Annotated in this window: 15 protein-coding genes; 6 read left to right on the top strand and 9 right to left on the bottom strand. The window is 56.2% G+C overall.

The window, feature by feature from the left end:
* Positions 1-183: 183 nt before the first annotated feature.
* The 3 genes from RLO149_RS20495 to RLO149_RS20485 form a co-directional block, all read right to left on the bottom strand.
* The gene (locus tag RLO149_RS20495; RefSeq protein ID WP_013963997.1) at positions 184-984 is read right to left on the bottom strand and encodes a 3-deoxy-manno-octulosonate cytidylyltransferase family protein; all 801 of its coding nucleotides are present in this window, start codon (positions 982-984) and stop codon (positions 184-186) included.
* Positions 984-1,784 carry a 3'(2'),5'-bisphosphate nucleotidase CysQ gene (cysQ, locus tag RLO149_RS20490; protein ID WP_013963996.1) on the bottom strand — a complete coding sequence of 267 codons (801 nt, stop codon included), beginning with the start codon at positions 1,782-1,784 and terminating at the stop codon, positions 984-986. The genes RLO149_RS20495 and cysQ overlap by 1 nt, the downstream gene beginning before the upstream one ends.
* Before the next feature lie 255 nt (positions 1,785-2,039).
* Entirely contained in the window at positions 2,040-2,639 is a 600-nt protein-coding gene (locus RLO149_RS20485; RefSeq protein ID WP_044025467.1) for an alpha-ketoglutarate-dependent dioxygenase AlkB family protein, read from the bottom strand.
* A 144-nt stretch (positions 2,640-2,783) separates the two neighbouring features.
* Between RLO149_RS20485 and dnaK the strand changes: the two genes are divergently transcribed.
* The 3 genes from dnaK (at position 2,784) to radC (ending at position 6,856) form a co-directional block, all read left to right on the top strand.
* Positions 2,784-4,760 (top strand): molecular chaperone DnaK, encoded by a 1,977-nt coding sequence (gene dnaK, locus RLO149_RS20480; RefSeq protein ID WP_259650484.1) that lies wholly within the window; start codon positions 2,784-2,786, stop codon positions 4,758-4,760.
* Positions 4,761-4,838: 78 nt separating this feature from the next.
* The gene (dnaJ, locus tag RLO149_RS20475; protein WP_013963993.1) at positions 4,839-5,993 is read left to right on the top strand and encodes a molecular chaperone DnaJ; all 1,155 of its coding nucleotides are present in this window, start codon (positions 4,839-4,841) and stop codon (positions 5,991-5,993) included.
* Positions 5,994-6,094: 101 nt separating this feature from the next.
* Positions 6,095-6,856 (top strand): RadC family protein, encoded by a 762-nt coding sequence (radC, locus tag RLO149_RS20470; RefSeq protein ID WP_013963992.1) that lies wholly within the window; start codon positions 6,095-6,097, stop codon positions 6,854-6,856.
* A 4-nt stretch (positions 6,857-6,860) separates the two neighbouring features.
* On the opposite strand, the gene RLO149_RS20465 is transcribed toward radC, so the two are convergent.
* Positions 6,861-8,420: a phosphate ABC transporter substrate-binding/OmpA family protein gene (locus tag RLO149_RS20465; protein ID WP_013963991.1), complete on the bottom strand. Its 1,560-nt coding sequence runs from the start codon at positions 8,418-8,420 to the stop codon at positions 6,861-6,863.
* Positions 8,421-8,554: 134 nt separating this feature from the next.
* Positions 8,555-11,269: a preprotein translocase subunit SecA gene (gene secA / locus RLO149_RS20460; protein ID WP_013963990.1), complete on the bottom strand. Its 2,715-nt coding sequence runs from the start codon at positions 11,267-11,269 to the stop codon at positions 8,555-8,557.
* Positions 11,270-11,443: 174 nt separating this feature from the next.
* Here secA and RLO149_RS20455 point away from each other — a divergent pair, with 174 nt between their 5' ends.
* Genes RLO149_RS20455 through RLO149_RS20445 form a run of 3 tightly spaced genes read left to right on the top strand, consistent with a single transcriptional unit; the run spans position 11,444 to position 13,951 of the window.
* Entirely contained in the window at positions 11,444-12,301 is an 858-nt protein-coding gene (locus RLO149_RS20455) for a peptidylprolyl isomerase (protein ID WP_013963989.1), read from the top strand.
* A 6-nt stretch (positions 12,302-12,307) separates the two neighbouring features.
* Positions 12,308-13,534, top strand: a complete 1,227-nt coding sequence (gene argJ / locus RLO149_RS20450; RefSeq protein ID WP_013963988.1) for a bifunctional glutamate N-acetyltransferase/amino-acid acetyltransferase ArgJ — start codon at positions 12,308-12,310, stop codon at positions 13,532-13,534.
* Between the two features lie 18 nt (positions 13,535-13,552).
* A complete protein-coding gene (locus RLO149_RS20445; RefSeq protein ID WP_013963987.1) occupies positions 13,553-13,951 on the top strand; it encodes a (deoxy)nucleoside triphosphate pyrophosphohydrolase in 399 nt (132 codons plus the stop codon).
* Between the two features lie 333 nt (positions 13,952-14,284).
* Here RLO149_RS20445 and infB read toward each other — a convergent pair whose 3' ends face one another.
* Genes infB through rimP form a run of 4 tightly spaced genes read right to left on the bottom strand, consistent with a single transcriptional unit; the run spans position 14,285 to position 19,619 of the window.
* On the bottom strand, positions 14,285-16,759 hold the full coding sequence (infB, locus tag RLO149_RS20440) for a translation initiation factor IF-2 (RefSeq protein WP_013963986.1): 2,475 nt from the start codon (positions 16,757-16,759) through the stop codon (positions 14,285-14,287).
* 9 nt (positions 16,760-16,768) lie between these two features.
* Positions 16,769-17,389 carry an RNA-binding protein gene (locus RLO149_RS20435; protein WP_013963985.1) on the bottom strand — a complete coding sequence of 207 codons (621 nt, stop codon included), beginning with the start codon at positions 17,387-17,389 and terminating at the stop codon, positions 16,769-16,771.
* Positions 17,390-17,411: 22 nt separating this feature from the next.
* Positions 17,412-19,028 carry a transcription termination factor NusA gene (gene nusA, locus RLO149_RS20430; protein WP_013963984.1) on the bottom strand — a complete coding sequence of 539 codons (1,617 nt, stop codon included), beginning with the start codon at positions 19,026-19,028 and terminating at the stop codon, positions 17,412-17,414.
* Positions 19,029-19,619 (bottom strand): ribosome maturation factor RimP, encoded by a 591-nt coding sequence (gene rimP / locus RLO149_RS20425; RefSeq protein WP_013963983.1) that lies wholly within the window; start codon positions 19,617-19,619, stop codon positions 19,029-19,031.
* Between the last annotated feature and the right edge of the window lie 108 nt (positions 19,620-19,727).

Below are 19,727 nucleotides of genomic sequence, written 5' to 3'. Positions count from 1 at the left end.
TCTTACCAATTTTCATCCTAGCCGAAGGGCCATGCAGGATGTCCATTTACCATTCTAATAAGTCGCGGATTGTTATACCTTTTAAATTGAAACACTTAGATAACAGGCATAACATCGGCTTTACCCTAGGTTATTTGCACCCAAATGACCACCGCTCAGGGAGAAGACGGTAAACATCCCGAATCATTCCAATCCCATCGCAGCCATCATTGCCTCAAGGCGCGGTACATCCTCAGGGTTGTTGAGTTCCCAGAATTGCCGGCCCTTCGCCTCGACCTCAACGCATAGAACAGACCTGCCGTTTTCCATGAAGCGAAGCTGTTCAAGCCCCTCCAGCCGTTCCAGCGGACCAACTTGCCACCCCGGATAGGCCGCGAGGGCCGCAGGACGATAAGCATAGACGCCCACGTGATGAAAAACCGGCGTTTGCGCATCTTCCGAATAGTCTTGCGACGTGAAGGGGATGACTTCCTTGGAGAAGTAGAGCGCATGATTGTTCTGCGCAAAAACCGCCGTGGTGCCACCGACCCGGCCCGCCTTGCGGTCGTTCAGAAGCCCCTGCAATGTTTCGCCGTCACATCGCAACACCGGCGTAGCGATTTCGGCCGTGGGAGCGTTCGACAGACCCGCGACCAGATCCTCGATAAACCATGCAGGCGTGAGCGGTGCATCACCTTGTAAGTTCACGACAATCTCAAAACCGCCACCCAGCGCTGCGTGTACTTCGGCGCATCTTTCGGTACCATTGGCGCAATCAGGCGATGTCATCACGACCTCTGCGCCAAAGGCCTGCGCCGCGTCCTGAATACGGGTATCATCCGTGGCCACGACAACGCGGTCGATCCCTGACACGTCCATGGCCGCGCGCCAGCTGCGTTCAATCAGACTGAGCGTTTCGCCAGATGCGCCACGCAAACCGACCAGCGGCTTGCCCGGATACCGCGACGAGGCATAGCGCGCCGGAATTGCGATCAGGACAGACATCAGGCTTTGGTCAGCTCAACACCGGGGGCATAGGCGATGAAAAACGGGTTCGCATACCCGGATTTACCATAGCGCAGCGGTGACAGATCATCGAAACGAACAACATCGCCACCTGCGCCCGCAAGAACCGCATGACCCGCAGCGGTATCCCATTCCATCGTGCGGCCCAGACGGGGGTACAGATCCGCCTCACCCGTCGCCACCAGACAGAACTTGAGCGAGCTTCCGGCACTTTTCATGTCGCGCACGGCGTATTTGTTGATGTAATCATCCGTCGCCTGATCCCGATGGGATTTTGATGCAACGACCATCAAAGCAGTGTTGTCCGGGACAGAAACGGACATGGCTTTGGTGTCGCCGATGGTTTCGGGGGCAAAACTTCCTGTTTCCTCGACGGATTGACCGCTTGCATCTGTAAAGAACATCCGCTCACGTGCAGGCGCATAGACCACGCCGCGTGTCGGCACACCACCTTCGACCAGCGCGATATTGACGGTGAAATCGCCGCGGCGCTGGATAAATTCCTTGGTGCCATCCAGCGGGTCCACGATCAGGAATGTATCGCCTGTTTGGCTGTGGGATGCCGCCTGTTCCTCAGTAACCAACATAACGTCCGGAAACGCTGCGCGGAGTCCCGCCGATATGATCGCATCGGCGGCCTCATCGGCGGCTGTAACGGGGCTTTGGTCTGATTTGGTCTGCACATCGAAGTCATCTGACTCGTAAATTTCCATGATCTTTGCGCCCGCCTCAATCGAAAGACGTCGCATGACCTGTGTCAGCTTGTTGTAATCAAACATGAATTTACCTTTTCGCAGCCCTGGCGTTTAACTTTATGCCGCCCCTTATGCGGCGAGAGTAACGGAACAGCAAGAATTCCATGACGCCCTGCCAGCTTTGAAAAGGTCTGCCTGTCCTGTTCAGAGCATCGCGCGTCCAAGGGGGCGGTTTTGTTTCGACATTCACGCTGGTCGATCTGATCTATCAATCGGCCCCACGCTCAGTGCGCAAATCCCACTGCAACCCGCTTTCCGAACGTGCGATCCACATCCAGATCAGGTCACAACGCGCAGCGTCAAATTCAGACGCCCGCCCTTTTCAAGCAGACTGGAAGAGCCAAATCGAATACGATCAACACCGTGATGGGCCAGTCGCGCCACGCCCCCCATGACCACCACGTCACCCGACTGCAGCCACACCGATTGTGTCTTGCCGCCCCGTTCTGCATGGCCCATCCGGAACAGCCCCTCATCCCCCAGTGAAATCGAAACCACCGGGAACTCAAAACTGCCTTCATCTTTGTCCTGATGCAGCCCCATGCGCGCGCCCTCGCCGTAAAAGTTCACAAGGCAGCATTCAGGATCGCGCGCGGAACTGCTCAAGTCTTTCCACACCTGCAGCACCGACGCCGGGATCGCTGGCCACTCCTGACCGTCGGGATGCGTCGTCGCATAGCGATAGCCCTGACGGTCCGTGATCCATCCATAGTTACCTGCCGCCGTCATACGCACTGACATCTGCTTGCCACGCGGGGTTACCGGGTGAACAAGCGGGGCCGCACGCACAACGTCGCGCACATCACCCAGCAGGCGCTGTTGGGCAGCGACATCAAGGTAACCTTTGTAAATATCAAAGCCCAAAACACCCAAATGCATCCCGCAATACGCCTTTGTTGCCTCAATAAAGAAAATTACATGCAGAATCCGCCTGCATAAAGAAGTGAAAGGTTGCAGCATACGAACCCCCTCCTTATATACGCTGCGAACCGCATGAAGCGTAGCGCTTTCATGTGATCATATATGGGGCAGCGGCGCCATAACGGGCCAACGCTCCGTGTCTTCGCCTTAAGCAAAAGGGATCAAAAAATGTCAAAAGTTATCGGTATCGACCTTGGAACGACCAACAGCTGCATCGCCATCATGGATGGATCGCAGCCACGCGTAATCGAAAACGCAGAAGGCGCGCGCACAACGCCGTCCATCGTTGCGTTCACAGATGATGAGCGTCTGGTAGGACAGCCTGCAAAACGGCAGGCCGTGACCAACCCGGACAACACAATTTTCGGCGTCAAGCGCCTGATCGGTCGTCGCAATGACGACGCGGCCCTCGCAAAAGACAAGAAGAACCTGCCCTTCAACGTGATTGACGGTGGCAATGGTGATGCTTGGGTCGAAGCGAAAGGCGAGAAATATTCGCCGAGCCAGATTTCGGCCTTTATCCTCGGCAAGATGAAGGAAACCGCCGAGAGCTATCTTGGCGAAGATGTCACGCAGGCCGTGATCACTGTGCCGGCGTATTTCAACGATGCACAACGTCAGGCCACCAAAGACGCAGGTAAGATTGCCGGTCTCGAAGTGTTGCGGATCATCAACGAGCCAACCGCAGCGGCGTTGGCCTACGGTCTGGACAAAGAGCAGACACAAACCATCGCGGTCTATGACCTCGGCGGCGGCACATTCGACGTCACCATTCTGGAAATCGACGACGGTCTGTTTGAAGTGAAATCCACAAACGGCGACACTTTCCTCGGCGGTGAAGATTTCGACATGCGGATCGTTAACTACCTCGCGGATACGTTCAAGAAAGAGCATTCCGTCGATCTGACACAAGACAAGATGGCACTGCAGCGTCTGAAAGAAGCGGCAGAAAAGGCCAAGATTGAATTGTCGTCCTCCAGCCAGACAGAAATCAACCAGCCGTTCATCTCGATGGGTGCAACCGGCCAGCCCCTGCACATGGTGATGAAGCTGACCCGCTCCAAGCTGGAAAGCCTCGTGGGTGATCTGATCAAGGCGTCACTGAAGCCCTGCAAGGATGCGCTCAAGGATGCGGGCCTGTCTGCCTCCGACATCGACGAAATCGTTCTGGTCGGCGGTATGACCCGGATGCCAAAAGTGGTCGAAGAAGTCACAAAGTTCTTTGGCAAAGAGCCGCACAAGGGCGTGAACCCGGATGAAGTTGTGGCCATGGGTGCCGCGATTCAGGCGGGTGTTCTGCAAGGTGACGTAAAAGACGTCGTTCTGCTTGACGTGACACCTTTGTCGCTGGGCATCGAAACGCTGGGCGGTGTTTTCACACGCCTGATCGACCGGAACACGACCATCCCGACAAAGAAATCGCAGATTTTCTCAACCGCCGAAGACAATCAGAATGCGGTGACAATCCGTGTCTTCCAGGGTGAGCGCGAAATGGCCTCGGACAACAAGATCCTTGGTGCTTTCAATCTGGAAAATATCCCACCGGCACCGCGCGGGATGCCACAGATCGAAGTGACCTTCGACATTGACGCAAACGGTATCGTATCCGTTGGCGCGCTCGACAAAGGCACGATGAAAGAGCAGAAGATCACGATCCAAGCCTCTGGCGGTCTGTCCGATGACGACATTGATAAAATGGTCAAGGACGCCGAAGAAAACGCAGATGCGGATAAAGCACGTCGCGAGTTGATCGAAGCGAAAAACCAGGCCGAAAGCCTCATCCACTCGACCGAAAAGTCGATGGAAGAGCATGCCGACAAGGTTGATCCAACCACCGTGGAAGCGATCGAACTCGCAATTGCCGCCCTGAAGGATGAGATGGAGACAGAAAACGCCGATAAGATCAAATCCGGCATCCAGAACGTCACCGAAGCTGCCATGAAACTGGGTGAGGCGATCTACAAGGCGTCGCAGGAAGAGAACGAAGATCTCGCCGAACCTGCCGATGCGCCGCATGATGGTCAGGATGACATCGTAGACGCTGAGTTCGAGGATCTCGACGGCGACAAACGGGCCTAAGGCTCTGCGAAACCCGGAACCACCGAACGGGCCGGCCTTACGGGCCGGCCCGTCACGTTCCATCTAGGGGATATTTTCATGGCAAAACGTGATTATTACGAGGTGCTTGGCGTCTCCAAGGGCGCTTCGAGCGATGACATAAAAAAGGGGTATCGCCGCAAAGCCAAAGAGCTGCATCCTGACCGGAACAAGGATGACCCGAGCGCCGAAGCCCAGTTCAAAGAAGCGAACGAGGCCTATGAAGTTCTGAAGAACGCTGAAAAAAAAGCCGCCTATGACCGCTACGGTCACGCAGCCTTTGAAGGTGGCATGGGCGGCGGCGGTGGCGGACGTCCCGGTGGCGGCTTTGGCGGCAATCAGGATTTCTCGTCGGCGTTTTCAGATGTTTTTGACGATCTGTTCGGGAATTTTGCAGGTGGTGGTCAGCGTGGCGGCGGAAACCGTGTCTCGCGCGGCTCGGATCTGCGGTACAATCTGCAAATCAGCCTCGAAGAAGCCTTTGGCGGATTGCAAAAAACCATCAACGTTCCAACCTCGATAGGATGTACAACCTGCAACGGTTCGGGCGCCGAAGGTGGCTCTGAACCAACCTCCTGCCCCACATGTTCGGGCATGGGAAAAGTACGGGCGCAGCAAGGGTTTTTCACGGTCGAGCGCACTTGCCCGACATGCTCCGGTCTTGGTCAGATCATCAAGAACCCCTGCAAAAGCTGCCAAGGCGCAGGGCGGGTTGAAAAGGATCGCGCACTCTCCGTCAATATCCCGGCAGGGGTCGAAACGGGCACGCGCATCAGGCTCGCCGGTGAGGGTGAAGCAGGCATGCGTGGCGGCCCGTCGGGCGATTTATATATCTTCATCGAAGTTGCGGAACATGAATTGTTCCAACGCGATGGCACAAACCTGTTTTGCCGCGTTCCCGTGTCCATGGCCAAAGCAGCGCTTGGTGGTTCCATAGAGGTGCCAACGATCGACGGCGGCCGTGGCCGTGTTCAGATTCCATCCGGCAGCCAATCAGGGCGACAGATGCGGTTGCGGGGCAAGGGTATGCCTGCCCTTAGGGGCGGGTCTGCCGGTGATATGTTTATCGAGCTTGCAGTCGAAACGCCGGTCAATCTGACGTCGCGCCAGAAGGAACTATTGGCGGAATTTGATGAGCTGTCCGAAAACAACAACCCGGAATCATCAAGCTTTTTCTCGTCCGTGAAGAGCTTTTGGGACAGCATGAAGGGCTAGGTTCACCGGTGGTTTTCCTAATTGGAGCGGACAGATCAAGTTCGCTCCAGAATCCTGATGCTTTAACCAATCAGAAACCATGATGCCGCTACCCTGCTCCGATGAGCCAGGACCCAAATACCTTCGCCGAGGCGCCGCAAGCATTCCTGTTTGATGAGGCCGAGCCGGTCGCCGTACCTCCGGGAAAAACCCCGTCCTACATGGTCGATCACCGGCAACGGCTTCGGACGCGTTTCATGGAAGGCGGGGCAAATGCTATGCCGGATTATGAACTGCTCGAACTCGTCTTGTTTCGCGCCATTCCCCGCCGCGACGTGAAACCGCTGGCGCGAACGCTGCTTGAACGTTTCGGAGATTTTAATCGGGTGATCACCGCCTCCCCGCAGCGCTTGCGCGACATCAAAGGCGTTGGGGATGCCATCATCACCGAATTGAAAATCGTTGAAGCAGCGGCGCATCGCATGGCCCGGTCGCGTGTTCTACAACGTCATGTGCTCAGTGGATGGGACGCTTTGCTTGATTACTGCCACACGACGATGGCGCACCGCGAAACGGAACAGTTTCGCGTTCTTTTTCTGGATCGGAAAAACACCGTGATTGCGGATGAGGAACAGGCCAAAGGCACCGTGGATCACGTTCCCGTCTATCCAAGAGAGGTCGCAAAACGCGCTTTGGAACTCAACGCCAGCGCGCTCATTCTTGTGCACAACCATCCTTCCGGCGACCCAACGCCGTCGCAGTCGGATATCTCAATGACGGATCAGATCAACGCAGCCTGCCAAACCTTAGGATTGACGTTGCACGACCACCTGATCATCGGTAAATCGACCGAATTGAGCTTTCGCGCCGAAGGGTATCTTTGACCTTTTACCGCACCCAGACTTCGACCCGGCGGTTCGCCTGACGTCCCCAAACACTGTCGTCACAGGCCAGAGGCATGGCCTCGCCGAACGCATCCACCTGCATATCAATCTGCATCAAATCCGCCGTTTCGGCCTTGGTACGAACAGCGTCCGCAACGGAATTGGCGCGCGATAATGCAATTTCCATATTGGCCTCTGCCGATCCCTGCCCATCACTGAACCCCACAAAAATCATCTGGCGCGCGTCAAACCGACCCTGTTCAAGGTCATGGGCCAGTTGCACGACGTTTGAACGCGATTGTGCATCTAATCGCGCCGACCCGGCCTCAAAACGAAACGAGGTGGTTAGGCGTTTCATTCCACCCAACCGCTGAACAATCCGTTGTAATTCTGACAACGGTATCTCGGCCCCGGCGGCGGCAATTGCGTTGGCAAGGCGGTCACCTTGCTGCGTGATCGGGACCTCTTCGGGTGCCTGATCCACAAACCCAGAACGCCTGATCACAGCCTGCGCCGCAGAACTTTGCGCGAAAGCCAGAAATTCCCGCGCGACTTTGGGCAAGCGACGCGCGGGCGTGTATAAAAACATCGGCGCCGTAAGCGGATAATCCGCCGTTTTTATCGAGCGCCGCGTCGCGCGCAACACGCCCCCACAGGTGCCTTTCAAGACCAACGGTTGGGCGTTTCCAATCTCAGCGAAACTCGCAAGGCCCAGGGCAAAGGGATCACTGGCGACGGCAACAGCCATGGCATCCCCGCCTGTCACGCGGATCACATCATCAGACATGCCAAGATCGGCAGGCGACAGAATGCCATCGTTGGCCGCCTGGGCGAGACCTGTTTGCGCGTCAGGCGCATACACGGATATCGGCGCATCAGGGCCGCCCAAAAGCGCCCAATTGTCGATCTCACCCGCAAACGACAGCGCCAGATCTAACGGAGAGATCTCTTGCACCGGGTTTTGCGGCGAAACAATGGGCAGGATGGCGTCCAGGGCAAGCACACGGGACCGGTTCTGGTCCGTCATATCCCCCATACCCGCCTCGTAAGCGCGCTGCTTTTCATCCGCGGTTATTTCGCGCAAGGACATCACCACATCCGCCTCATTGGCCAAGAGATCCGCGAAACCTTCGTCTGTGGTTGTGATTCGAAATCTGAAAACAGCGGCCCGCTTTGACGTGCCGGGGTCAGTCAGAGAATAGTTAAAATGCGTGGCATCAAGGGTTTCACGCTGCGCTTCATAGCCATTGCGCTGTGCAAACCCCTCCACCAGCGCGGGCATCAGTACGGAACCCATCGTTGCTGAGCCTGATATCGACAACTCCGCGACGAAGTCTTCGAGTTGCGGGCATCCGGGGCCCTCGCAGGTCACACCGCTCCCGTCGATCGTAAGCTCACCATAAATCGTATCAAGGCGATAGAATTCGCCGTCATAACCCATCAAAGCGCCCATGATCTCAATACGACCGTCGCGCGACGTTAGGGTGACGTCCTGCGCTGCGGCAATGACCGCACTGCCGAAAAGGAACAACACTGCGCCGAGTACCGCAGTTTTCATCGCCATATTGGGCCGCCCTGTGCAGTTTCTACTTAAGGGCGACTTTCAGGCTTGGCGCCGAATTATTCAACACCGGAAAGACACGTACATCCGATCAGGGAGCGGCCCAACAGGTGACACCAGCACCCAAATCAGACCGCTCAGATCAACCGCCCGTGACAGTGTTTGAATTTCTTGCCCGATCCGCAGGGGCAAGGTTCGTTACGGCCCGGATTGCCCCAAGTTGACTGATCGCTTTCGTCAAATGCGACAGCTGTATCCGCCGTCGCCGCGACGGGCCCGGCCTCTGCCGAAATTGTGGGACCCGCGGCGGCCGCCTGCGCAGCAGCTTGTTGCGCGCGGATCTGTTCAATCATGGCCTGTTGTTCTTCTTCGGTCATCGGGCGGATTTGCGACAGTTTTTGCGTTACGTCCTCACGAAGGCTGTCCAGCATGGTTTCGAAAAGCTGGAAGGATTCGTTTTTGTATTCGTTAAGCGGGTCACGCTGCGCGTAGCCGCGAAACCCAACAACCGAGCGCAAATGCTCAAGCGTCAGCAGGTGTTCACGCCACTTTGTGTCAATCGCCTGCAGCAAGAGCTGCTTTTCGATGTTGCGCATGTTTTCCGCGCCGAATTGTCCGGCCTTTTCAGTCATCATGCTGTCTGTCGCCTCGACCAGACGTTCGCGGATGGCTTCGTCATCCACGCCTTCTTCCTCGACCCAGTCCATCACGGGCACATCAATGCCCAGTTGCTCCTGAACCGCCGCATAGAGACCGTCGGAATCCCATTGATCGGCGTAGGTATTAGGCGGCAGATATTGTTCGATGAAATCGTCGATGACCTGATGGCGCATATCCGTCGTGATCTCGGACAGGTCCTTGGCTTCCATGATCTCGCGGCGCTGACCAAAGATCACCTTGCGCTGCTCATTCATGACGTCGTCGAATTTCAGCAGCTGTTTGCGGATGTCAAAGTTGCGGCCTTCGACCTTTGATTGCGCCCGTTCGAGTGATTTATTGACCCAAGGGTGCACAATCGCCTCACCCTCTTTGAGGCCAAGCGTCTTGAGGACTTTCTCCAACCGTTCCGACCCGAAGATACGCATAAGGTCATCTTCGAGGCTCAAGAAGAAGGACGACCGACCCGGATCCCCCTGACGACCGGACCGACCACGCAGCTGGTTGTCGATTCGCCGGCTTTCGTGGCGTTCCGAGGCGAGAACATACAAACCACCCGCCGCAAGCACCTTGGCCTTTTCATCGGCGTGCTGCGCCTCGATGCTGGCGCGCAAAGCTTCGGGGTCCGCATCGGGGTCTTCTGTCAGCGCATTCATGACCTGCAGATCAACATTACCGCCGAGCTGAATATCAGTCCCACGGCCCGCCATGTTCGTCGCAATCGTAACCGCGCCGTATTTACCCGCATCGGCCACAATCTGCGCTTCCTGCTCGTGCTGGCGCGCATTCAGAACATTATGGGTAATACCCGCTTCTTTGAGCATATTGCTCAACATCTCGGATTTTTCGATCGAGGTTGTACCAACCAGAACCGGCTGGCCTTTCGCGTTGCTGTCCTTGATCTTTTCCAGCATCGCTTCGTATTTTTCGCGTGCGGTGCGATAGACCTGATCGTCTTCGTCAACCCGCGCGATGGGCTTGTTCGTCGGCACTTCGACCACGCCAAGCCCGTAGATTTCCATGAATTCTTCGGCTTCGGTTAACGCCGTTCCGGTCATGCCGGACAGCTTGTCATACAGGCGGAAATAGTTCTGGAAAGTGACGGAGGCCAGCGTGATGTTTTCCGGCTTGATATCAACGCCTTCCTTGGCCTCAATCGCCTGATGCAACCCGTCGGACAAGCGACGTCCGGGCATCATACGGCCCGTGAATTCATCAATCAGAACGATGTTGTCGTCGCGCACAATGTAATCCTTGTCGCGCTGAAACAGTTTATGCGCGCGCAGACCCTGATTAACGTGGTGAACGACCGTTGTGCTTTCCGGATCATAGAGCGACTGGCCCTCTTCCAAGAGGCCCTGCGCGTGCAGGATTTCTTCAAGAAACTCGTTGCCCTCATCCGTAAAGGTGACGTTGCGGGTTTTCTCATCCAGTTCAAAATGCTCATCACTGACCTGAGGGATCACCACATCGACGGTTTTGTACATCTCGGAACGGTCCTGAGACGGTCCTGAAATGATCAAAGGCGTGCGCGCTTCGTCGATCAGAATGCTGTCAACTTCGTCCACAATGGCGAAATTATGCTGTTTTTGATAAATCTGATCCAGCTCGGATTTCATATTGTCGCGCAGATAGTCAAACCCAAGCTCATTATTGGTCGCGTAGGTGATATCGCTGGCGTAGGCGACGCGCTTTTCATCTTCCGGCATCTCGGAATAAGCCACACCGGTTGTCAGACCCAGCGCGCCAAAGACGCTGCCCATCCATGCGGCATCGCGTTTTGCCAGATATTCATTGACCGTCACGATGTGCACGCCACGGCCCGTCAGACCGTTGAGATATGCGGCAAATGTCGCGGTCAGCGTCTTACCTTCGCCCGTTTTCTGTTCGGCGATGTTACCCTGATGCAGGAACATGGCCCCCATCAACTGGGTATCAAAGGCACGCAGCCCCAAGGCACGGCGTGCTGCTTCCCGGCAATTGGCAAAGGCTTCGGGCAACAGCGCATCGAGGCTTTCCCCCTCCAGTGCACGTTTGCGCAGCTCTTCGGTCTTTTCCTTTATCCCCTCATCACTGAGTTTTTCAAACTCAGGTTCAAGCGCATTGATCTGGGCAATGACAGGACGGGTCGCTTTAACTTTACGGTCGTTGGGCGAGCCAAAGATCTTTTTTGAAATAGTTCCGATGCCCAGCATGCGTTCTCCAGCCGAAGTGATACGGGCAGGTGCTGATCTGCTTGCTCGTCTGCGACGCAGCCCATAGAAAGTTATTAAACGCTACACTCTTGCAGCGCCACACGCGGGATGTAAGGGTCGCGCCAAACCGTGTCAATGTCGCGCCCCGTCGCGGCCCCCTCATAGGACGATTACATGCAAAAACATCTCAGAATTCTGGCTTTTTCCGCGTTGACCGCAGCGATTGCTGCCCCTGTGGTTGCACAAGATGAAGTTACCTACACGGCGGACACGGTTGTCGCGTCGGTGAACGGTGAAGACATCAAGCTGGGTCACATGATCGCGGCGCGCGCCACGCTGGATGAACGGTACAATCAAATACCTGCTGATCAACTCTGGAACGGTCTTCTTGAACAGCTCGTTCAGCAAACGGCACTGGCACAGGGAATCGAAAGCCTATCCGCAGGGGAGGCGATGGCGCTGGACAATCAGGAACGCTCACTGAAGGCTGCCAAGGCAATCGAGATCGCGCTGGAACAGGCCATCACCGAAGAGGATATTCAGGCGGCCTATGATGCAGAATTTGGCAACATCGACCCCGAAGAGGAATTCAACGCCTCACATATTCTGCTCGAAACCGAAGAAGAAGCCATTGCGGTGAAAGAGGCGATCGACGCTGGTGCGAATTTCGCGGCAACCGCGCGGGAAAAATCGACAGGCCCGTCCGGACCGAATGGCGGCGAGTTGGGATGGTTCGGCACCGGCATGATGGTCCCGAGCTTTGAAGCCGCTACCATTGCGCTGGAAGTCGGAGAAGTCTCTGATCCGGTTGAAACGCAGTTTGGCTGGCACGTGATTGTCCTCAATGACACGCGGAAAAAAGAGATCCCGACGCTTGAGCAAGCGCGGGAAGGCATACAGTCACGCCTTGCAAGCGAAGCTGCCGCAACCATCATAGCCGCCGCAGCCGATGAAGCAGACATTCAGGTCAGCCCTTTTGAGAACACGGATGAGAAGGTCGAATTGATCAACCGACTGGATCTGTTGGAATAGCAGCGCATGGCCAAGATTACCGCTGTTTCGCCATTGGCGCCTGAGGCGTTTCCAAAGATGCCGATCATCGACGGTGTTTCGTTTTCAACCGTTGCTGCCGGGGTCAAATACGAAGGTCGCGCCGACGTAATGCTGGCCAAATTGGCACCCGGAACGGCGGTTGCCGGTGTCTTTACGCAGTCGGCAACCCGCTCCGCGCCCGTTCTGGACTGCCAGCGTAAATTGGGAGGGCCAACGCCTGATGGTGCGGCCATTCTGGTGAACTCGGGCAATTCAAATGCGTTCACCGGGCGCAATGGGCTGGACGCGGTCGCCCGGATCGTGAGTGCTTCGGCGCGCGCGTGTGATCTGCCAGAGGCCCGCGTGTTCACCGCATCAACCGGGGTGATCGGTGAGCCGTTGCCCTTTGAGCGCATTACCGACCGCCTCGAAACACTGGCCGCGACGCTCGATCCTGCCGCCATGGAGGCCGCCGCCTCGGCAATCATGACGACCGACACCTTCGCCAAGGGCGCGACGGCTTCCGTTGAGGTTGCAGGGGAAACAGTCTCTATTGCGGGCATTGCCAAGGGTTCGGGGATGATCGCGCCTGATATGGCGACCATGTTGGTCTATATCTTTACGGATGGCAAAATTGATCAGGCCAATCTGCAGACACTCGTCGCCGCCCACAACGAAAACACCTTCAACTGCATCACCGTAGACAGCGACACATCCACATCAGACAGCCTGTTGGTCTGTGCCACGGGTGCATCGGGCGTCGCCGTGGATGACAGCCAGACGTTCAGCGATGCGTTGCACGGCGTAATGCAAGAACTCGCCCACTTGGTCGTTAAGGACGGGGAGGGCGCAACCAAGTTTGTCGAAATCACCGTAACTGGAGCCGCATCAGACAGGGATGCAAAGACGCATGCCTTGTCGGTCGCCAATTCGCCTTTGGTCAAGACGGCCATCGCCGGTGAAGACCCCAATTGGGGGCGCGTTGTCATGGCGATTGGCAAATCAGGCGCTCCGGCGGACCGCGACCGGCTGTCGATCAATTTTGGCGATATTATGGTCGCCAAAGAGGGCTGGGTTAACCCGGATTATGTCGAAGCGGATGCTGCCGCGCATATGAAGGGGCAAAATATCCGCATTCACGCCGATATCGGGTTAGGGTCTGGCGAGGCGACCGTTTGGACATGTGACCTGACCCATGGGTACATCGAAATAAACGCGGACTATCGGTCCTGACACTGCAAAGGTTATGACATGAAAACTGTTCTGGTGTCCGCCGTCGCGTTAATCGACATTGACGGACGCATTTTGCTAGCGCAACGGCCAGAGGGTAAATCAATGGCCGGTCTGTGGGAATTCCCCGGCGGCAAAGTCGAGTCGGGTGAGACACCTGAACACGCCTTGATCCGGGAGTTGGAAGAAGAACTGGGGATCAACACATGGCAATCCTGCCTGGCCCCCTTAACCTTTGCCAGCCATAGGTATGATGATTTTCATTTGCTCATGCCCCTTTTCGCCTGTCGAAAATGGGAAGGCACGCCCATGCCCAAAGAGAATCAATCCTTGAAATGGGTATTTGCAAAAGACCTTAAAAACTACCCGATGCCCGCCGCAGACCTACCGCTGATCCCGGTTTTGCGAGATCTTCTTTAAGATTCCGGTAAAAAAGTGCCGAAAAAGATAAATTTGTTAACACATTTGAATCAAATGTGTGACAAGTTTTGAGATACAACCTAGATTTGAATCGTGTCATTATCCTGGGGAGGAGAGACATGCTACGGACAATAACTCAAGGCAGTACGATATCTGTTCAAGGAACCTATGTGCGGGCGCTGCCTGATGGTAGGATTGTCGTAAGAGTAAATAACACCACCTACGCAGGCATGCCGGTCACAAAAGCCGCCTGACTAGGACAGAAGGGTACGGAATAGAAACGAAAAGAGGCAGCGTAAAAGCTGCCTCTTTTTGTATTTAGTTGACGGTCTTTTAGGTCAGGGTCCGCGTAATCTCTTCACGCTCGAAGATTTCGATCACGTCATCGGGCCGGATATCGTCGTAGTTCTCGAACGCCATACCGCATTCCTGACCAGACTGGACCTCAGCTACTTCGTCTTTGAAGCGCTTGAGCGTCTTGAGCGTTCCTTCATGGATCACCACGTTGTCACGCAGCAAACGCACACCTGCCGAACGGCGCGCGACACCTTCGGTCACCAGACAACCCGCGACTTTGCCGACGCCGGTCACCTTGAACACCTCTTTGATGGTCGCATACCCGATGAAATTCTCGCGGATTTCCGCCGATAGCAACCCAGATGCAGCCGCTTTCACATCATCGACCAGATCGTAGATGATTGAATAATAGCGCAGCTCGACGCCTTTCTGGTTAGCTGTGTTTCGGGCAGACGTGTTCGCCCGCACGTTGAAGCCCATGATCGGTGCGCCCGACGCTTCTGCCAAACCCACGTCGGTTTCGGTGATCGCACCAACGCCCGAATGCAAAACCCGCACGCGCACTTCATCATTACCGATTTTCTCCATCGCCTGTACGATCGCTTCGGCAGAGCCCTGCACATCCGCTTTCACCAGAATCGGCAGCTCGCTGACGTCTTCGTCCGCCTTGGCGTTCGCCATCAACTGTTCAAGCGTCGTTGCAGCACCCGCCGCCGCACGTTTGTCTTTGGCTGCATTGGCACGATAAGACGCGATTTCGCGCGCCTGCGCTTCGGTTGATGTCACGTTCAGAACATCGCCAGCCTCGGGCGTGCCATTTAGGCCAAGCACCTCAACCGGAACGGATGGACCGGCCTCCTTGACGCGTTCACCCTGATCGTTGATCAGCGCGCGCACCTTGCCGTACTGCTCCCCGACGACAAAGATATCGCCTTGGCGCAGCGTCCCGTTCTGAACCAGAACAGTCGCAACAGGTCCCCGACCAACGTCAAGTTGTGCTTCGATAACAGCACCTTGCGCCGCACGGTTCGGATTGGCCTTGAGTTCAAGAAGCTCTGCCTGAAGGGCGATCGCCTCTAGCAGCTCATCAAGACCTTGCCCGGTGATCGCAGACACTTCAACGTCCTGAACCTCACCAGACATCTGCTCAACGATAACCTCGTGCTGCAACAGATCCGTACGCACTTTGGTCGGATCAGCCGCCGGGCGGTCAATCTTGTTGATCGCCACGATCATCGGCACGTTAGCAGCTTTGGCGTGGTTAATCGCTTCGATGGTTTGCGGCATAACCGCGTCATCAGCAGCAACGACAAGCACGACAATATCTGTCACCTGTGCACCACGGGACCGCATCGACGTAAAGGCCGCGTGACCGGGCGTGTCGAGAAAGCTCAACAACTGACCACTGTCTGTTTTGACCTGATAGGCCCCGATATGCTGCGTGATTCCGCCAGCTTCGCCCGCGACGACTTTGGCTTTTCTTATGGCGTCCAGCAGAGATGTCTTGCCGTGATCGACATGGCCCATGATCGTAACAACCGGTGGGCGCGTCTTGAGATCGGCATCGTCATCTTCGATTTCCTTGATGACATCTTCAACGTCAGCATCGGAAACGCGCACGATTCTGTGGCCGAATTCCTGAACGATCAGCTCAGCTGTATCCGCATCAATCGCCTGGTTTTGTGTCACCATCATGCCGTTGTTCATCAACGCCTTGACGACTTCGCCGACCTTTTCGGACATGCGGTTCGCAAGTTCAGAGACGACAATCGCCTCAGGCACCTGCACATCGCGCACGACCTTTTCACGCTCGACCTGACCGCCCATCGCTTTTTGGCGTGCGCGTTCCTGCTTGCGCTTCATCGCCGCCATTGAGCGTTGACGACCGCCTTCACCCCCGGCAAGCGCTTGATTCAGCGTCAGTTTACCGGACCGGCGGCTATCGTCGTTGCCCTTGCCGCCCCGTTTGTTTTCACGGTCACGATCTTGTTGTTTCCGTTGTGCTGGCTCTGGCCCTGTTTTGGCTGCAGGGCGCTGAACAACAGGTTCGGCGGCTGGCGCTGCGGCAGCTTTGGCAGCAGCTTCGGCCTCGTCCTTGCGGCGCTTGTCTTCTTCGGCCTTGGCTTTCAGGCTTTCCTCACGCTCACGTTCCGCACGTTCGCGTTCTTCCTGTTCGGCACGACGGCGCTCGCGGTCTTCGGCACGCGCTTTCTCTTCGGCAACACGGGCCGCTTCTTCTTCGACCTCACGTGCTTTCGCCGCTTTGACCGCTTTCAGGCGGCGCTCCATCTCCGCATCGGAAATTCCGGCGGGTCGTCTGGAGGGATCCCCGATGGGTGCTTTACCACCTGCCGACGTCGTCGCACCTGCTTTGGGCACCACAACGCGCTTGCGCTTGGTCTCCACCACGACGTTTTTGGTCCGCCCGTGGCTAAAGCTTTGCTTTACGTTGCCTGGACGCGGCGCACCGCCGCGAAGACCCAGAGTTTTTTTGCCGTCAGTATCGCTCATGTAGCTCGTCTATCCTTTCGGATGGCCCCTGCCATCCTCTTTTACGCGCACGCCTTTAAGTCGTTGGGCTTCCTCTACAACACGTTGCGTGAGTCCACCAGAGGCGAGCGCCCCATGTATCACAGTTTGGCGCCCAAATGCCAAACCCAATTCGTCTGCCGTCAACCAGCCAATATATGACCCGTAATGCGGCGTGCTTAGTTTCGATTTCCCACGGCCTGAGCCGTCAACTGCCTGGATAAGCACTTCTGCCTCTTCCATTTGCAGCCAGTTTTTTACCTTTTCAAACCCGGCAACGGCCCGGCCCGCCTTGCGCTGAAGCGATATCAAATCGACAACACGACGTGCCAATTGCGTTTCAACCTCGTCCACAAGTGTTTCGGCCACTTTAACGGGTTGTTTCGCGGAGCGCGAGAAGAGACCTTTGCTGACGGCCTTCTCCAACGAAGCACGATCCGCAGAGACATACATACCACGCCCCGGCAGTTTGCCAAGAATATCAGGCACGACATCCGAATCCGGCCCAACCACAAAACGCACAAGCCCATATTTAGGCTGCACCTCGCCTGTGGCAATGCACTTGCGGTCGGGACCGTCACCGCGGTCTTTGGGAGCGCCACCGCGACCCATCAGGTGCCACCGAGGCCTGAAATCAGACCTCGGCTTCCTCCGCTTCAGCGTCTTCCGACACTTCTTCGTCGGGCTCAAGATCTGCCGGATCAACCCAGCCCAACATGACACGAGCGGTCATGATCAGGTCCTGTGCCTCTTCCAGAGTCATTTCGAATGGCTCCAGAACACCGTCGTCTTTTGACCGTTCTCCATCGACCGTGGTCCAACCGCCTGCCAGTTCCCAGTCCGCGCAGGTTGCAAAGTCTTCAAGCGTTTTCACATCATCCTTGGCCAGTGCTTCAATCATTTGGGGCGTCAGGCCCTCAAATTCAATCAGGCTGTCTTCAACTCCCAAGGCGCGTGCGCTTTCAATTGCAGCTTTATTCTGCGCCTCAAGCACATCGCGCGCCCGGGCCTGCAGTTCATTTGCTGTATCCGCATCGACCCCGTCGATCACCAGCAGCTCATCCACTTCGACATAGGCGACTTCTTCGAGGCTGGTGAAACCTTCGGACACGAGCAGCTGGGCAAAGAATTCGTCCAGATCCAGATTGTCGACAAAGAGTTGCGTGCGCAGTTCAAACTCGGCCTGACGGCGCGCGCTTTCCTGCTCTTCGGTCATGATGTCGATGTCGAGGCCGGTCAGCTGAGACGCCAGACGCACGTTTTGACCACGCCGCCCAATGGCGAGGCTCAACTGCTCTTCGGGGACAACAACTTCGATCTTGCCCGCTTCTTCGTCCAGAACAACTTTGGACACTTCGGCTGGCTGCAGCGCGTTCACAAGGAACGTCGGCTGGTCTTCATTCCATGGAATGATGTCGATTTTTTCGCCTTGCAGTTCATTTACCACCGCCTGAACGCGCGATCCGCGCATACCCACACAGGCGCCAACAGGGTCGATGGAGTTGTCATAAGAAATCACGGCGATCTTGGCGCGCGATCCCGGGTCACGGGCAACGGCTTTGATCTCGATGATGCCGTCGTAAATCTCAGGCACTTCCATTTTGAACAGCTCGGCCATGAATTCCGGTGCCGTGCGGCTGAGGAAAATCTGCGGGCCACGCTGCTCGCGGCGCACGTCTTTGATGTAGACCCGGATACGGTCGTTCGGACGATACGATTCGCGGCCAATCTTTTCATTGCGACGCAGGATCGCTTCACCAGCCCCCACATCCACGATGACATTGCCGTATTCTTCGCGCTTAACGAGACCGTTGATGATGCTGCCGGCGCGGTCTTTGAACTCTTCGAACTGGCGATCCCGTTCGGCTTCACGAACTTTCTGCAAGATCACCTGTTTGGCGGATTGCGCGGCGATTCGGCCCATTTCAACCGGGGGGACTTCTTCGATCAGTTGCTGACCGACCTCAGGGTTTTCCATGTACTGCTTGGCCTGCTCGACGGTGAACTCAGCCTGATAGTTTTCCAGCAGCTCATCTTCGACCACTGTCCGCACGCGGGTAAAGGTCGCCTTGCCTGTCTTGCGATCAATATGCACCCGAATGTCCATTTCCGCGCCGTAGCGAGACTTCGCAGCACGGGCGAGCGATTCTTCCATCGCTTCGACGACCAGACCGGGGTCGATCATTTTCTCTCGTGCCACGGCCTCAGCGGTTTGCAAAAGCTCAAGCTGGTTTGCGGATGTAATCGCCATTTATTGGTCTCCCTCAGCAGGCGTATCGGTCTCTAGCTCGGTAGAAACCTCGTCGAAATTTGTCTCATCAAATGCACCGGCAGCCTTACGCTGGCGCAACATTTCTTTGATCAGGTCGTCCGTGAGCACCAGTTTGGCATCACTGAGCCAGTCAAATTTCAGGCCGATCGTGCCTTCTTCGACATTGATCAGAACCTCATCATTCTCAACGCCGGCAAGTGCGCCTTTAAACCGTCGGCGGCCATCAATCATTTCGCCGGTTTCGATCTTAGCCTCGTATCCTTCGAACATCTCAAAGTCTTTGAGCCGCGTCAGGGGCCGGTCGATTCCCGGGCTTGAAACCTCAAGCGTGTATTCATCAAGGATCGGGTCCTCCACGTCGAGCACCGCACTCACCGCCTGGCTGATCTCGGCGCAGTCGTCCACCTCGATCCCGCCATCGGGCTTATCCGCCATGATCTGCAAAATGGTCGACTTGCCGGACATCAGACGCACGCGCACCAGTTCGAACCCCATGTCCTCGATCACCGGGGTGATGATCTCGGCCATGCGGCGATCTATGGCAGCTTTTGCAATCAGGTCGTTGTTCATATGTCTTTCGTTTTGCTTCAAGCACAAAAAAACGGGCGCAGGGCCCGTTCGAAATTCCGGTTGGGCTTTCGGTTTGGACCCGAGAGCGCCACTGTTGAAATCCATATA

This window comes from Roseobacter litoralis Och 149 (assembly GCF_000154785.2).
Lineage (GTDB): Bacteria > Pseudomonadota > Alphaproteobacteria > Rhodobacterales > Rhodobacteraceae > Roseobacter > Roseobacter litoralis.
This window is presented reverse-complemented; position numbering and strand designations above follow the sequence as displayed.